General features: G+C 74.1%; 15 protein-coding genes. 10 read left to right on the top strand and 5 right to left on the bottom strand.

Translation table 11 applies throughout. The features are described 5' to 3' along the window. Positions 1–180 precede the first annotated feature (180 nt). Together ACFUEL_RS19735 and ACFUEL_RS19730 are read left to right on the top strand one after the other, a co-directional pair. The gene (locus tag ACFUEL_RS19735) at positions 181–1,074 is read left to right on the top strand and encodes a hypothetical protein (RefSeq protein WP_380237657.1); all 894 of its coding nucleotides are present in this window, start codon (positions 181–183) and stop codon (positions 1,072–1,074) included. Positions 1,075–1,361: 287 nt separating this feature from the next. Next, the gene (locus ACFUEL_RS19730) at positions 1,362–2,114 is read left to right on the top strand and encodes a hypothetical protein (protein WP_380237655.1); all 753 of its coding nucleotides are present in this window, start codon (positions 1,362–1,364) and stop codon (positions 2,112–2,114) included. Between the two features lie 78 nt (positions 2,115–2,192). Here ACFUEL_RS19730 and ACFUEL_RS19725 read toward each other — a convergent pair whose 3' ends face one another. The 4 genes from ACFUEL_RS19725 to ACFUEL_RS19710 form a co-directional block, all read right to left on the bottom strand. Further along, the gene (locus ACFUEL_RS19725; protein ID WP_380237654.1) at positions 2,193–3,455 is read right to left on the bottom strand and encodes a multidrug effflux MFS transporter; all 1,263 of its coding nucleotides are present in this window, start codon (positions 3,453–3,455) and stop codon (positions 2,193–2,195) included. A 78-nt stretch (positions 3,456–3,533) separates the two neighbouring features. After that, positions 3,534–3,989, bottom strand: coding sequence for a hypothetical protein (locus ACFUEL_RS19720; RefSeq protein WP_380237653.1), 456 nt, complete (start codon positions 3,987–3,989; stop codon positions 3,534–3,536). 157 nt (positions 3,990–4,146) lie between these two features. Continuing rightward, positions 4,147–4,503, bottom strand: coding sequence for a hypothetical protein (locus ACFUEL_RS19715; RefSeq protein ID WP_380237652.1), 357 nt, complete (start codon positions 4,501–4,503; stop codon positions 4,147–4,149). Between the two features lie 50 nt (positions 4,504–4,553). Further along, a complete protein-coding gene (locus ACFUEL_RS19710) occupies positions 4,554–5,741 on the bottom strand; it encodes an acyl-CoA dehydrogenase family protein (RefSeq protein WP_380237651.1) in 1,188 nt (395 codons plus the stop codon). A gap of 197 nt (positions 5,742–5,938) precedes the next feature. On the opposite strand from ACFUEL_RS19710, the gene ACFUEL_RS19705 reads away from it, so the two are divergent. Continuing rightward, positions 5,939–7,375 carry a class II fumarate hydratase gene (locus tag ACFUEL_RS19705; protein ID WP_380237650.1) on the top strand — a complete coding sequence of 479 codons (1,437 nt, stop codon included), beginning with the start codon at positions 5,939–5,941 and terminating at the stop codon, positions 7,373–7,375. A gap of 206 nt (positions 7,376–7,581) precedes the next feature. On the opposite strand, the gene ACFUEL_RS19700 is transcribed toward ACFUEL_RS19705, so the two are convergent. After that, entirely contained in the window at positions 7,582–8,001 is a 420-nt protein-coding gene (locus tag ACFUEL_RS19700; protein WP_380237649.1) for an SPW repeat protein, read from the bottom strand. 163 nt (positions 8,002–8,164) lie between these two features. Between ACFUEL_RS19700 and ACFUEL_RS19695 the strand changes: the two genes are divergently transcribed. The 7 genes from ACFUEL_RS19695 to ACFUEL_RS19665 all read left to right on the top strand — a co-directional run. Then, positions 8,165–9,496, top strand: a complete 1,332-nt coding sequence (locus ACFUEL_RS19695) for a phosphoribosyltransferase family protein (RefSeq protein ID WP_380237648.1) — start codon at positions 8,165–8,167, stop codon at positions 9,494–9,496. A gap of 133 nt (positions 9,497–9,629) precedes the next feature. Continuing rightward, positions 9,630–10,841 (top strand): 4-hydroxyphenylpyruvate dioxygenase, encoded by a 1,212-nt coding sequence (hppD, locus tag ACFUEL_RS19690; protein WP_380237647.1) that lies wholly within the window; start codon positions 9,630–9,632, stop codon positions 10,839–10,841. A 34-nt stretch (positions 10,842–10,875) separates the two neighbouring features. Next, on the top strand, positions 10,876–12,063 hold the full coding sequence (locus tag ACFUEL_RS19685; RefSeq protein WP_380237646.1) for a homogentisate 1,2-dioxygenase: 1,188 nt from the start codon (positions 10,876–10,878) through the stop codon (positions 12,061–12,063). Further along, entirely contained in the window at positions 12,042–12,854 is an 813-nt protein-coding gene (locus tag ACFUEL_RS19680) for a hypothetical protein (RefSeq protein WP_380237644.1), read from the top strand. Before ACFUEL_RS19685 ends, ACFUEL_RS19680 begins: the two co-directional genes overlap by 22 nt. Further along, positions 12,851–14,071: a fumarylacetoacetase gene (gene fahA / locus ACFUEL_RS19675; RefSeq protein WP_380237643.1), complete on the top strand. Its 1,221-nt coding sequence runs from the start codon at positions 12,851–12,853 to the stop codon at positions 14,069–14,071. Before ACFUEL_RS19680 ends, fahA begins: the two co-directional genes overlap by 4 nt. 230 nt (positions 14,072–14,301) lie before the next feature. After that, positions 14,302–14,481, top strand: a complete 180-nt coding sequence (locus tag ACFUEL_RS19670) for a hypothetical protein (RefSeq protein ID WP_380237642.1) — start codon at positions 14,302–14,304, stop codon at positions 14,479–14,481. Positions 14,482–14,581: 100 nt separating this feature from the next. Further along, positions 14,582–15,045 (top strand): enoyl-CoA hydratase/isomerase family protein (locus ACFUEL_RS19665; protein WP_380237641.1); only part of this gene is annotated, 464 nt, incomplete at its 3' end.

Here is a 15,045-nt window from a genome sequence, read left to right as displayed (position 1 = left end):
CGGTGGCACTCCGCCACCGTCCGGGCCCGGCCCGTGCGAACCGGTGTTCTAGGATCATCGTCCATGACCAACGGGTGGGGAACGAACCAGGGCGAGCCGCCGGCACCCGGGCAGCCGGGTCTGCCGGGACAGGCACCGGGACAGCCGCCGGGACAGGTGCAGCCGCAACCGCAGGTGCAGGTGCAGTTCGACGAACCGGACTGGGCCGCGCTCGCCGACCAGCACCAGCGCGAAGTCTCCCGGCGCAAACGGATGAAGGCCGCCGGCGGCGTCCTGGCCGCCGTCGTCGCGGTCGGCGGGATCACCGCCGTCGCGGCCACCGCCTCTTCCTCCTCCGGCAAGCCCAAGGCCGATCCGACGGTCCTGGTCGAGGCCACCTCCCTCCCGCCGCAGCAGCCCGACAGCAGCGGCGACCCGTCCCCCGCCGAGTCGCCCAGCGGCTCCCCCTCGCCGTCCGCCTCCCCCTCGCCCTCGGCGTCCGCCTCGCCCTCGCGCAGCGCGAGCCGGAGCCCGAGCAAGTCGCCCTCCGCGAAAGCCTCTTCCGCCCCGGCAGCCCCGCCCGACCCGCTGACGGTGATCTCCTCGGCGGCCACCGACACCGCCCCGCTCACCCCGGCCGGGCTGCTGCCCGCCGCGACGATGCAGATCGGCGGCAAGACCTGGACCAGGCTGGCCGACGCCCAGACCGCGACCTGCTACCAGGCCACCACCGGCGGCCTGGGCGACGTGCTGGCGGCGCAGGGCTGCCGGTCGATGCTCCGGGTGACCTACACCTCGGGCAACAGCGCCGTCACCATCGGCGTCGCGGTACTGGACAGCAAGGCGCAGGCGGACGCGGTGATGGCGGGCTTCAAGGGCCAGGTGCAGGGCCTGGTCCCCAGCGGCCACGCCTCGTACTGCACCAGCACCGGCTGCGCCAACACCCACGCCTCGGTGGGCCGGTACGTCTACCTGACCGTCTCCGGCACCCAGAAGCCGGGCGGCACCACGGCGGACGCGACCGCCACCGCGGCCGGCCCGAGCTTCGCGGCCACCACCCGGGCCCAACTCCTGGCCCGGGGCAGCGCGCACTAGTGCCGCGTCAGGCAACCTTTGCCGTGAAGGAGCGGCTCCCCCAGCCCCGAGGGGGGCTGGGAGGTGCCCCCCTGGTGCGTGCTGTCGGCGTGCCGGCCGGAAGCCCTCGTACTGGATGTACTCGGGTTTTCGGCCGGTGCGGCGAGAGGGCGTGCCGGGCGTCGCGACGGGCGAAGGTTGCCTGACGCGGCACTAGGAACCGCCCGGCCGGCGGCGTCCAGAACCACCCCGAACTCACCACCACCTGGCCGGGATTCCCCGCCGAGCTGGTCAAGGGCGGCCCGGCCGTGGAGTCGACCGTCACCTTCCAGAACTCCGTGGACCACGACGTCAAGGACTTCCGGACCTCGCTCTACGTCGCCTACCTGGAGGCCGAACTGCCGGCCGGCTCCTTCGCGGTCGAGATCAAGGCCCCCGGCGGTGAGTGGAGGAAGGTCGACTTCGGCACCGGTGACTTCTCCTCGATCATCAACTCCGGGCAGTACCAGATCCCGAAGGGCGCCTCGCTGACGCTCACGCTCCGCATCGCGGCCACCGCCGAGGCGCGCGTCGGGAAGTACCAGGCCACGGAGAGCGGCGGGTCGGCGCTCCTGGAGGACGACAGCGACACGTTCCTCCCCTGGGACTCCTCCGACCAGCCCGCGTCCGACCAGAACGGCACCGGGGTCTGCACGCAGTTCACCGGATACGCGTTCCACGACTTCGCCGTGGTGGACAGCGCCGCCTCGGCCTCCCCGTCGGCCCAGCCCTCGGCCTCCCCGTCGGCCTCGGCCTCGGCGACCGCCGACACCAGCACCGGCACGCCCACCGCTGGCGCTCCGACCGGCACCACGCCGAGCGCCACCCCGACCAGCGCCGCGCCGACTAGCGCCACCCCGACCAGCGCCGCGCCGACCACGCAGGCCGCCCACCAGGGCGCCGAGCTCGCCGAGACCGGCGCGGGCGACACGACGCGGATCGCCGCCGGCGGTGCCGCGGCCCTGGCGCTCGGCGCCGGAATCCTGGTGGCCGTGCGCCGCCGCCGGGGCTCGCACAGCTGATCCGCGGGCACCCGTCCGCCGCCGGCCAGACCGCTCCGCGGCGGGCGGGACGGCCGCGGACGGGTCAGCGGCGGGCGGTCACCTGCTCCGGCACAGCGGCAGGTAGCAGCCCAGCGCCAGCAGCGCGCAGCCCAGCACGACCGCGCCGAGCGCCGTAGCGGACGGGTGCCCGCCCAGGCTGCTGAGCGGGGCGACCACCGCGCCGCACAGGTAGGTGCCGGTGCCCAGCAGCGCGGACGCGGACCCGGCGGCGTGCGGGGCCATGGTCAGCGCCCGGCCGTTGGCGTTGGGCAGGATGACGCCCATCGAGGCCATCAGCAGCGTCAGCGCGGGCCACACCCCGGCCAGGCCGGTGTCCCACACGGTGGTGCACAGCACCACGGCGGCACCGGCCGCCGCGGCGGCGCCCAGGCCGGCCGGCAGCAGCGTCCGCTCGGAGTGGCGCTGCACCAGGAAGCGGCCGTTGAGCTGGGTCACGGCCAGCAGCGCGATCGAGTTGACCGCGAACACCAGGCTGTAGGTCTGCGGGGTGATCCGGTACACCTCCTGCAGCACCACCGAGGAGCCGCCGACGTACGCGAACAGCGCGCCGAAGGCGAAGGTGCCGGTCAGCAGGTAGCCGAGGAAGGTCCGGTCGCGCAGCAGCCCGCCAATCGCCCGGACGGTGGTGCCGAGGCCGCCGCCGTGCCGCCGTCCGGGCGGCAGCGTCTCGCGCAGGCCGAGGGCGCAGGCGGCGGTGAGCAGCGCGCCGAGCAGGGCCAGTGCGACGAAGGTGCCGCGCCAGTCGGTGACGTGCAGCAGTTGGGCGCCGGCCAGCGGGGCGACGATCGGGGCGAGGCCGGAGATCAGGCCCATGGTGGCCAGGAAGCGGATCATCGCGACGCCCTCCAGCCGGTCCCGGACCACCGCTCGGGCGATCACCAGCGCGGCCGAGCCCGCGGCGCCCTGCACCACCCGTCCGGCGACCAGCACCGGCATCGAGCCGGCGAACGCGCACAGCAGGCTGGCGGCGGTGTACGCGACGAGGCCGGCCAGCATCGGGCGGCGGCGGCCGAGGCGGTCGCTGAGCGGGCCGAACAGCAGCTGGCCGATCACCATGCCGAGCAGCGAACCGGTCAGGGTGAGCTGGGCGGCGGGTGCGGTGGAGTGCAGGTCGGCGGTCAGGTCGGGCAGTGCGGGCAGGTACAGGTCGGTGGTGAACGGCCCGAGCGCGACGAGGCTGCCCAGGGTGATCACGGTGGCGGTGGCGAAGGGGGCGCCCTGCGGGGTCTCCGCGGCCACCCCCCGCGGCCGGAGGGGGGCGGTCTGGTCGCCGTCGGGTCCGACGGTCGGGCCTGGCATGGGGCTCCTCGGGGATGGGCGGGACACGCGCTCCGTCCCATCCCACCCCATCCGGCCGCCCGTGGAAAAGCCGAGAACTCAGTTCGCCGGGGCGGTGCTGCGGCTGGCGGCGACCACGGCCGCGTCCTGCCAGCCGTAGAGCTGGTCGCCGACCAGCGCGACGTCGTACAGGCCGCAGTGCGCGGTGGCCCGCTGCGGGGTGTCGGCCGGGAACCAGGGCGCGCGCAGGTGGACGCTGCCGAGCGGGCTGCCGGCGGTGCAGGCGGCGGGCAGGGCGCGCTCCGGCAGGGTGGCGCGGATCAGCCGGTCGCCCTGCCGGTCGGAGCCCAGCAGGACGACCGAGGTGGCGGAGTCGGGCAGCCAGCCCGGCGCCGCGCTGCCGCGCTCGGCCTTGGCGGCGGCCCCGGTGGGGTAGCGGGCGGTGTGGTCCATCCGGTCCCGCAGCTGCTGGACGGCGGCCGGTGCCACCATCACCAGCAGCATCACCGCGGCCGCCGCCCCCAGCACCACCGTCGCCGCCCGTCCGCCCCGCATCGTCCTCGCCCCTCTCGCGTGTCCCGTCCCCTCCATCGTGGCGGCCCCCGCCGCCGGGATCCATGCGCACCAGGTACCGACCCCGGTCCCCCTGAAGTCGTACCCGGCCCCCCGGAACCCCGCCTTCCGACGGACCCGGGACTCCCACCCGGTGGACTCACCGGTACTCCCGCACCACCTGGATCTCCCCCACCAGGTGCCGGTTGAACTCCGCCAACTCCTCGGCCGGCACCCACAGTTCGAGAATGGTCTCGCCGCCGGCCCGGCGCACCGGGTAGCGCCGCAGGAACTCCGTCCCCACCTCGAAGCGGGTGACGTACCCGACGCCGGAGGCGGGCACGTTCCAGTCCCGGGCGATCCGGATCGCGTAGTCCTCGTTGAGCACCGGGTAGAAGATCGGCTGCTCGGGCAGCCGGGGCGGCCAGGCCCGCCACCCGGACGCCTCGACCAGCGCCAGTTCCTCGGGCCCGGTGGGCCGCCACAGGGTGGTCGTCTCGGGCTGCCGCGTCGTCATGCCGCCCATCCTGGCTGTCCGACTCCCCGCCCCACCACCGGTTTTGCCGCTCAGCGGTAGGCGGACTCGCCGGTGATCGCCTCGCCGAGGACCAGGGTGTGGATCTCGGCGGTGCCCTCGTAGGTGAGCACCGACTCCAGGTTGTTGGCGTGCCGGAGCGCCGGGTAGGCGGTGGTGATGCCGTTGGCGCCGAGGATCGTGCGGGCGGTGCGGGCGATCTCCAGCGCGGCGCGGACGTTGTTGAGCTTGCCGAAGGAGATGTGCGCGGCCTGCGCGCGGCCCTCGTCCTTGAGCCGGCCGATCCGCACCGCGACCAGGTACGCCTTCTCCAACTCCAGTGCCATCTCGACGAGTTTGGCCTGGGTCAGCTGGAAGCCGCCGATCGGCCGGCCGAACTGGACGCGGTCGCGGGCGTATTCGACGGCCGTCCGGTAGCAGTCGCGGGCCGCGCCGACGGTGCCCCACAGGATGCCGTAGCGGGCCTCGCCGAGCGAGGAGAGCGGGGCGCGCAGGCCGCGGGCCTGCGGCAGCTGCGCCTCGGCGGGCAACCGGACGCCGTCGAGGGCGAGTTCGCTGGTGACCGAGGCACGCAGCGAGAGCTTGCCGGGGATGTCGTGGGCGGTGAAGCCGGGCGTCCCGCGCGGGACGAGGAAGCCGCGCACGCCGTCCTCGGTGGCCGCCCAGACCACCGCGACGTCGGCGACCGAGCCGTTGGTGATCCACGTCTTGGTGCCGTCCAGCACCCAGTCGGTGCCGTCCCGCCGGGCCCGGGTGCGCATCGAGGCGGGGTCGGAGCCGGCCTCCGGCTCGGTCAGGCCGAAGCAGCCGACGGCCCGGCCGGCAGCCAACTCCGGTAGCCAGCGCAGCTTCTGCTCCTCCGAGCCGAAGGCGTGGATCGAGCGCATCGCCAGCGAGCCCTGCACCGAGACGAAGCTGCGCAGCCCCGAGTCGGCGGCCTCCAGCTCCATGCACGCCACCCCGTACTCGGTGGCCGTGGACCCGGTGCAGCCGTAGCCCTCCAGGTGCATCCCGAGGACGCCCAACTTTCCGAGTTCGGGGGCGAGTTCGCGGACCGGGAAGGTGCCGGCCCCGTACCACTCGGCGAGCTGCGGCCGGACGTGCCGGTCGGTGAAGGCGCGGACGCTGTCGCGGATCAGCCGCTCGTCCTCGGTGAGCAGTTCGTCGACGCCGAGCAGGTCGAGCGGGTCGGGGGTCGTGACAGCGGGGGCGGTGGCCATGGGCGGGCTCCTCGGAGGGTGCGAGCGGGCGTGCGGGGTGTGCGGGGTTGCGGGGTGTGCCACCGCTGTCCCTACCGGTCGGTACGCCGCCCGGTCAAGGGCGCCACGGCGGGCCGGGTGCGCCGACACGCGGCCGCGGCGCGCCGGGAATGCCGGGCGCCCGTGGAAGGCTGACCGGTCCAGGAGGTGTACCGACCATGGCGGACGGACAGCAGGACCAGCAGGCGCAGCGGCAGGACGGGCAGGACGGGCAGTGGCGGGTCGAGCACGACTCGATGGGCGAGGTCCGCGTCCCGGCGGCGGCCAAGTGGCGGGCGCAGACCCAGCGCGCGGTGGAGAACTTCCCGGTGTCCGGGCAGCGCCTGGAGCGCGCCCACATCGCGGCGCTGGCCCGGATCAAGGCGGCGGCCGCCACCGTCAACGCCGAACTCGGCGTGCTGGACGGGGAGACGGCCGGGGCGATCCGCTCGGCCGCCGAGGAGGTCGCCGAGGGCCGCTGGGACGACCAGTTCCCGGTGGACGTGTTCCAGACCGGCTCCGGCACCTCCTCCAACATGAACGCCAACGAGGTGATCGCCACCCTGGCCGCCGAGCGGCTGGGCCGCCCGGTGCACCCCAACGACCAGGTCAACGCCTCGCAGTCGTCGAACGACGTCTTCCCGTCCTCGATCCACGTCGCCGCGACGGGCGCCGTCCTGCACGAGCTGGTCCCTGCTCTGGAGCACCTGGCGCGGGCCCTGGAGGCCAAGTCCGCCGAGTTCGCGGAGGTCGTCAAGTCCGGCCGCACCCACCTGATGGACGCCACCCCCGTCACCCTCGGCCAGGAGTTCGGCGGCTACGCGGCCCAGGTCCGGTACGGCGTCGAACGGCTGCGGGCGACGCTCCCCCGGGTGGCCGAACTCCCGCTCGGCGGAACGGCCGTGGGCACCGGCATCAACACCCCGCCCGGCTTCTCCGCCGCCGTCATCGCCGAGGTCGCCCGCGCCACCGGCCTCCCGCTGACCGAGGCCCGCAACCACTTCGAGGCCCAGGGCGCCCGCGACGGCCTGGTCGAGCTCAGCGGCCAGCTCCGGACGATCGCCACCGGCTTCACCAAGATCGCCAACGACCTGCGCTGGATGGGCTCCGGGCCGCGCACCGGCCTCGCCGAGATCAACCTCCCCGACCTCCAGCCCGGCTCCTCGATCATGCCCGGCAAGGTCAACCCCGTGCTGCCCGAGGTGGTCCTGATGGTCGCCGCGCAGGTCATCGGCAACGACGCCACTGTCACGGTGGCCGGCGCGAGCGGCAACTTCGAGCTCAACGTGATGCTCCCCGTCATCGCCCGCAGCGTGCTGGAGTCCGTCCGCCTGCTCACCACCTCCGCCCGCCTGCTCGCCGACCGCACGGTCTCCGGCATCACCGCCAACGCGGAGCGCGCCCGCGAGTACGCCGAGTCCTCCCCCTCCGTGGTGACCCCCCTCAACCGCTACCTCGGCTACGAGGAGGCGGCGAAGGTCGCCAAGCAGTCCCTCGCCGAACGCAGGACCATCCGCCAGGTCGTCCTCGACCGCGGCTACGTCGACCGCGGCCTGCTCACCGAGGCCCAACTCGACGAGGCCCTGGACGTCCTGCGGATGACCCGCCCCGAATGACCAGTAACGGCGAAGGGGAACAAACCAGGGGCTCGGGGAACGGCGAGGCCCGGTCTGCTGGCGGTTCACTGCCGGAGCGCGCATCGGCTTCCGGTTCTGTTACTGCACGCAGCAGCACGAACCTCCGATGGGCTCCGACCGTCAGCAGCACGGACTCGCCGTTCCCCGAGCCCCTGAAGGTGCTCTTCTGAGCCCCTCTCCACCCCCTACCTGCTGTGGCGTGCCGTCATCCCCGCGAAGACCATGCCGACCGCGGCCAGGGCCAGGCAGGTCATGACTCCGCCGGTGATGACGTTGGTGAGGATGGTCCGGCGGACGTGCGCGCCGCCGTTGACCGCCCAGGGGGCGATGACCGTCCAGGCGCCGATCGCGACGCACGCCCAGGCGCGGGCGTGGGTGCGGCCGAAGGCGGAGCCGTAGCCGGCCATCAGGACGGCGTAGGCGATGCCGAGCACCAGGTTGCTGATGGTCAGGCCGGTGAAGCCGGAGAAGCCGACCACCCAGGGGGAGATCGCCAGGAAGAGGCCGGCGCAGATGGCGAGGGCTTCGGTGCCCTGGCCGGCGGTGGTGGATGTGACGCGCTCCGCGTGTTCACGCAGGGCCAGGATGTCCGGATGGTGTTCCATACCCGACGACATGTGGGTCGACACCGGGACCACCTCCTCGTAGTCGGGACATGTGAGCCAATTGGTCGCTACCCACCCTGGGCGGTATGTAACGCTACCCACCGGTTTGTCCTTATTTTTTCCTTACCGGGGCGCGTACCGTGGAGGGTGGAGAGGTTCCGCCATGCACTTCACCGACCGCACGGACGCGGGCCACCGCCTCGCTGAGACCCTGCTCGCAAGGGCGCCGGAGCTGCGCGGCGCGGTCGTGGTCGCCCTGCCGCGCGGCGGCGTCCCGGTCGCGGCGGTGGTGGCGGCCGCGCTGGGCGCCGAGCTGGACGTGTGCGTGGTGCGCAAGGTGGGCGTTCCGGGGCAGTCGGAGGTCGCGATGGGCGCGGTCGGCGAGGACGGCGCGCGGGTGGTCAACCAGCGGGTGGTGGACGCGGCGGGGGTGACGCCGGAGGCGTTCGCGGCGGTGGAGGCGCGCGAGCGGGCCGAGCTGGCCCGGCGGGCGGCGGCCTACCGCGGCGGCCGGGAGCCGGTGCCGGTGGCGGGGCGGACGGTGCTGGTGGTGGACGACGGGGTGGCGACGGGGTCGTCGGCGCTGGCGGCCTGCCGGATCGTCCGGGCGCGCGGGGCGGCGCGGGTGGTGCTGGCGGTGCCGGTGGCCCCGCACGACTGGGCGGAGCGGCTGGGCGGCGCGGCGGACGCGTACGTGGCGGTGTCGGCGCCGGAGGACTTCCGCGCGGTCGGCGAGTTCTACCGGGACTTCCGGCAGACCGCGGACGCCGAGGTGCTGGCCGCACTGGAGCCCTCCCCCGGCCCGGAGAGCACCGGGAGCACCGGGCGCACCGGGCGCAGCGGGTGCGCCGGGTACGAGGTGCCGCTGGCCGCCGGTCCGGCCGAGCTGGCGGTGCCGGCGGACGCGCTGGGCGTGGTGCTGTTCGCGCACGGCAGCGGTTCGGGGCGGGGCAGTCCGCGCAACCGGGCGGTGGCGGAGCGCCTGCACCGGGCGGGGCTGGCGACGGTGCTGTTCGACCTGCTGACGCCCGGGGAGGCGGCGGAGCCGTGGAAGGTGTTCGATCCGGGGCTGCTGGGCGGGCGGCTGGTCGCCGCGACCCGGACGGTGCTGCGCCACCACGCGCTGGCGGGCCTGCCGTACGGCTGGTTCGGGGCGAGCACGGGCGCGGCGGCGGCGCTGTGGGCGGCGGCCGAGCCGGACACCGCCCCGGCCGCGATCGTCTCGCGCGGGGGCCGGCCGGACCTGGCGGCGGCGCGGCTGTCGCTGGTGGGCGTCCCGACGCTGCTGGTGGTGGGCGGCGCGGACGAGGAGGTGGTGGAGTTGAACCGGCGGGCGGCGTCCGAGTTGCGCGGCCCGAGCGCCCTGCAGGTCGTTCCGGGCGCCGGGCACCTGTTCGCCGAGCCGGGGGCGCTGGAGGCGGTGGCGGACCTGGCGGCGCGCTGGTTCGTCCGCTGGCTGCCGACCGGCGGAGGGGGCGAGCGCCCGGTGCACTGAGCAATCCGTACAGTCGAAGCACCCCCGCGCTGCTCATCTTGTACACATTGAGCAGCCGGATCCGGACCTGTTGCCCACCTCCCCGAGCAGGAGCAAGCTCTGCGCAACCGACCTCGACGTGGAGGAATGCCCCATGACCGCCGACGCCGCTGTTGAACTGACCCCCGAGGAGTTGCAGGCCGGTCTGACGGCCGAGCAGCTGCGCACCCTGGTGGGCCTGGTGGAGTACGACGCCTCGACCGACCCGTTCCCGGTGACCGCGCAGGACGCGGTCGTCTTCGTGGTCGGCAACGCGACCCAGACGGCCCAGTTCTACCAGTCCGTGTTCGGCATGGAGCTGGTGGCGTACTCGGGCCCGGAGACCGGCCGCCGGGACCGCAAGTCGTTCGTGCTGCGCTCCGGCTCCTGCCGGTTCGTGATCGAGGGCGGCGTGTCGCCGGACAGCCCGCTGCTGGACCACCACCGCCGGCACGGCGACGGCGTGGTGGACCTGGCGATGGAGGTCCCGGACGTGGACAAGTGCATCGCGCACGCCCGCGCCCAGGGCGCCACGATCCTGGAGGAGCCGAACGACGTCTCGGACGAGCACGGCACGGTGCGCCGCGCGGCGATCGCCGCGTACGGCGAGACCCGGCACACCCTGGTCGACCGCTCCCGCTACACCGGCCCGTACCTGCCGGGCTACGTGGCCCGCGAGTCGACGGTGGTCCGCCCGGAGGGCGCGCCGAAGCGGCTGTTCCAGGCGCTGGACCACGCGGTGGGCAACGTCGAGCTCGGCCGGATGGACGAGTGGGTGTCGTTCTACAACCGGGTGATGGGCTTCGTGAACATGGCGGAGTTCGTCGGCGACGACATCGCCACCGACTACTCGGCGCTGATGTCGAAGGTGGTGGCGAGCGGCAACCACCGGGTGAAGTTCCCGCTGAACGAGCCGGCCGTGGCGAAGAAGAAGTCGCAGATCGACGAGTACCTGGAGTTCTACACCGGTCCGGGCTGCCAGCACATGGCGCTGGCCACCAACGACATCCTGACCACGGTGGACGTGCTGCGCTCGCGCGGCGTGGAGTTCCTCTCCACCCCGGACTCGTACTACGAGGACCCGGAGCTGCGCGCGCGGATCGGCCACGTCCGCGTCCCGATCGAGGAGTTGCAGTCGCGCGGCATCCTGGTGGACCGCGACGAGGACGGCTACCTGCTGCAGATCTTCACCAAGCCGATCGGCGACCGGCCGACCGTCTTCTACGAGTTCATCGAGCGGCACGGTTCGCTGGGCTTCGGCAAGGGCAACTTCAAGGCGCTGTTCGAGGCGATCGAGCGCGAGCAGGACCGGCGCGGCAACCTCTGACGGCTAGGCACGGACGACAGGGAGAAGCAGGGCGATGGCGTACTACCGGCAGCTGGGCTCGGTGCCGCCCAAGCGGCACACCCAGCACCGCACCCCCGAGGGCGGGCTGTACTACGAGGAGTTGATGGGCGAGGAGGGCTTCTCCTCGGACTCCTCGCTGCTGTACCACCGGCACATCCCCTCGGCGGTGACGGCCGCCGCGATCTGGGAGCTGCCGGATCAGTCCACCACCGCCAACCTCCCGCTGCTGCCCCGCCACCTGAAGCTGCACGAGCTGTTCCCGGGCGAGGAGTGGAAGTCGGCGGACGCGGTCACCGGCCGCCGGCTCGTCCTCGGCAACGCGGACGTCCGGATCTCCTACGTCGCGGCGGGCGCGCCCAGCGAGCTGTACCGCAACGGGCTGGGCGACGAGTGCGTGTACGTGGAGTCCGGGACGGCCGTGCTGGAGACAGTGTTCGGGTCGCTGACGGTCGGGCAGGGCGACTACGTGCTGATCCCGCGGGCCACCACCCACCGCTGGGTGCCGACCGGGGACGGGCCGCTGCGCGCGTACTGCATCGAGGCGAACAGCCACATCACCCCGGCCCGCCGCTACCTGTCGAAGTTCGGCCAGCTGCTCGAGCACGCGCCGTTCTGCGAGCGGGACCTGCGCGGCCCCGAGGGGCCGCTGCTGGTCGAGGGCGGCGAGGTGGACGTGCTGGTCAAGCACCGCGGTCCGGGGGGCGTGGTCGGGACGCGCTACACGGTGCCGAACCACCCGTTCGACGTGGTGGGCTGGGACGGCTGCCTGTACCCGTACGCGTTCAACATCGCGGACTACGAGCCGATCACCGGGCGGGTGCACCAGCCGCCGCCGGCCCACCAGGTGTTCGAGGGCAACAACTTCGTGATCTGCAACTTCGTGCCGCGCAAGGTGGACTACCACCCGCTGTCGATCCCCGTGCCGTACTACCACGCGAACGTGGACAGCGACGAGGTGATGTTCTACTGCGGCGGGAACTACGAGGCCCGCAAGGGCTCCGGCATCGGACAGGGGTCGATCTCGCTGCACCCGGGCGGCCACACCCACGGCCCGCAGCCGGGCGCGTACGAGCGCTCGATCGGCGTGGAGTTCTTCGACGAGCTGGCGGTGATGGTGGACACCTTCCGCCCGCTGGAGCTCGGCGAGGCCGCCACCGCCAGCGAGGACCCGAACTACGCGTGGACCTGGGCGAGGCGATGAACGTACCCGAGCTGTACCGGGGGCTGTTCGACGACGCGGCGGTCTTCCCGCCCGGCGACCTGCCGCTGGCCGGGGCCGTCCCCGCGCACCGGGCGCACCGCGCCGCCTGGTACGCGGGGGCGGTCGGCCCGCTGCTCGCACCGGTCGACGCCCTGGCCGAACTGCGCGCGCTGGAGCCGGAGTTCGCGGTCGGCCTGGTGGTCGGTCCGGGCCGGCTGGCCGAGACGCTGAAGGCGGCGGACGGCCTGCGGGTCGCCACCGTCGAGTACGCGGCGGGCGGGGACGTCCGGGCGGCGGTGGCGGAACTCGACGCGCTGCTGCCGGAGGGCGTCGGCGCGGCCGTCGAACTGCCGCGCTCGGAACGGCTGGAGGACGGCCTGGACGCCCTGGCCGGCACCCGCTACCGCGCCAAGTTCCGTACCGGTGGCCTGGCTCACGCGGCCTTCCCGTCCGTGACCGAGCTGGCCGGCTTCCTGCTGGGCTGCGCCGAGCGCGCCCTGCCGTACAAGTACACGGCGGGGCTGCACCACGCGGTGCGGCACACCGACCTGGGCACCGGCTACGAGCACCACGGCTTCCTCAACCTGCTGCTGGCGGCCGGGAGTTCCGACCGCTCGCAGGCCGTCGAACTGCTCGCCGAGCGGGACGGCGCCCGACTGGCCACCGCCGTCGAGTCGCTGACGGAACGTCAGATCGCCGCCGTCCGCGCCTCGTTCACCTCTTTCGGCACCTGTAGCATCGCCGAGCCGCTGGAAGACCTCGCCCGACTCGGCCTCCTGGAGACCCCTTGAGCACCACCGCCACCTGGCTCGACCTGCCCGCCGACTCCCCGTTCGGCGTCCACAACCTCCCCTACGGCGTGTTCACCGCCGCCGACCGGCCCGGCCGGCGGCGGATCGGCGTCCGGATCGGCGAGCTGGTGCTGGACGCCGGGGCGGCCGCCCGGGCGGTCGGCGCGCCGTCCGCGCTGCTGGACGCGGACAGCCTCAACCCGCTGATGGCGTCCGGCCGTTCGACCTGGCAGGCGGTGCGCGCGGCGCTCACCTCCTGGCTGACCGACCCGGCGCACCGGGCGGACGTCGAGCCCTGCCTGCTGCCGCTGGCCGACGTCCGGCTGCACCTGCCGTTCGAGGTCGCCGACTACGTCGACTTCTACGCCTCCGAGCACCACGCCACCAACCTGGGGAAGATCTTCCGCCCGGGGCAGGAGCCGCTGACCCCCAACTGGAAGCACCTGCCGATCGGTTACCACGGCCGCTCCGGCACCGTGGTGGTCTCCGGCACCCCGGTGGTGCGCCCGCACGGCCAGCGCAAGGCCCCCGCCGACGCCGCGCCGAGCCACGGCCCGTCCCGCCGGCTGGACATCGAGGCCGAGGTGGCCTTCGTGGTCGGCACGCCCAGCTCGATGGGCAGCCCCGTCCCGCTGGACGGCTTCGAGGAGCACGTCTTCGGCGTCTGCCTGCTCAACGACTGGTCCGCGCGCGACATCCAGGCGTGGGAGTACGTGCCGCTCGGCCCGTTCCTCGGCAAGTCCTTCGCGACCTCGCTCTCCCCCTGGGTGGTGCCGCTGGACGCGCTGCGGCACGCCCGGGTCGCCCCGCCGGAGCGCGACGTGGAGCCGCTGCCGTACCTGGACGACCGCAAGGCCGAGCCCTGGGGCCTGGACCTGGCGCTGGAGGTCTCGCTGAACGGGCACCCGGTCTCCCGGCCGCCGTTCGCCACCATGTACTGGACCGCCGCCCAGCAGCTCGCCCACCTGACCGCCAACGGCGCGAGCCTGCGCACCGGTGACCTGTACGCCTCCGGCACCGTCTCCGGCCCCGAGCCGGACACCCGGGGCGCGCTGATCGAGCTCACCTGGAACGGCGAGCACCCCCTCGAACTGCCCGACGGCACCAGTCGCACCTTCCTGGAGGACGGCGACGAGGTGTCCATCAGCGCGACCGCCCCCGGGCCGGGGGGCTTGCGGGTCGGGTTCGGCGAGGTCACCGGGACGGTCACCGGCTGACCCGCCGGCGGACGCGCCCGCGACGGCTCCGATGTCCCCGGACCGTCAACGGCGCGTCCGCAGCACGCCGCCGAACGGGTGAGGTTCCGCGGCCGCAAACCCCTCCGCCACTAGAAGTTGTCCCGACACAGAACCAGTGGCCTCCCCCGAGCCGGGCCGCCCACGCCCGGCGCCGAAGGGGACGGCCGCGACCCGTTCACGGACGACTCTCTTCCCCGGAGGACCCCATGATGAAGCTGCGCACCCTGGTCTGCGGAGCCGCGCTCGCCGCCGCCAACCTGCTGATGCCCGTCCCGCAGGCCCAGGCCGCCCCGCTGACCCCGCACCCGGTGACGCTCTGCGGCTTCGCCCCGCGCCCGCTCGTCCCGGCCGCCCCCGTCCTGCTCGCCACGCCGCTGCGCCCCTGCTGACAGCGGCCCCGCCGCCGTACCGGGCCTGCCGACCCGCCGGGCGGGCCCGGTACGGTGCAGCGGAAGATCTTCGTACCAACCGACAGGCGGGAGCGACGCCATGGCGACCCCAGAGGCCCAGCAGGACGTACTGATCGAGCGGAGCGGACCGCTCGGGCGGATCACCCTCAACCGGCCGCGCGCCCTCAACTCCCTCACCCGCCCGATGCTGGAGACCGTCCGCGCGGCCCTCGACGCCTGGGCCGCGGACGACGGCGTGAGCGCCGTCCTGCTCGGCGGCGCGGGCGGACGCGGCCTGTGCGCGGGCGCCGACATCCGGGCCGTGCACGACGACGCCAAGCTCGGCGGCGCGGGCACCCGGGCGTTCTTCCGGGTCGAGTACCCGCTCAACGAGCTGGTCTCCCGCTACCCCAAGCCGTACGTCGCGCTGATGGACGGCATCACCATGGGCGGCGGCGTCGGCCTCTCCGGCCATGCGGCCGTCCGGATCGTCACCGAGCGCTCCGCCGTCGCCATGCCGGAGACCCGGATCGGCCTCGTCCCGGACGTCGGCGGCAGCCCGCA

Source organism: Kitasatospora sp. NPDC057198 (assembly GCF_042670125.1).
Taxonomy (GTDB): Bacteria; Actinomycetota; Actinomycetes; order Streptomycetales; family Streptomycetaceae; genus Kitasatospora.
This window is presented reverse-complemented; position numbering and strand designations above follow the sequence as displayed.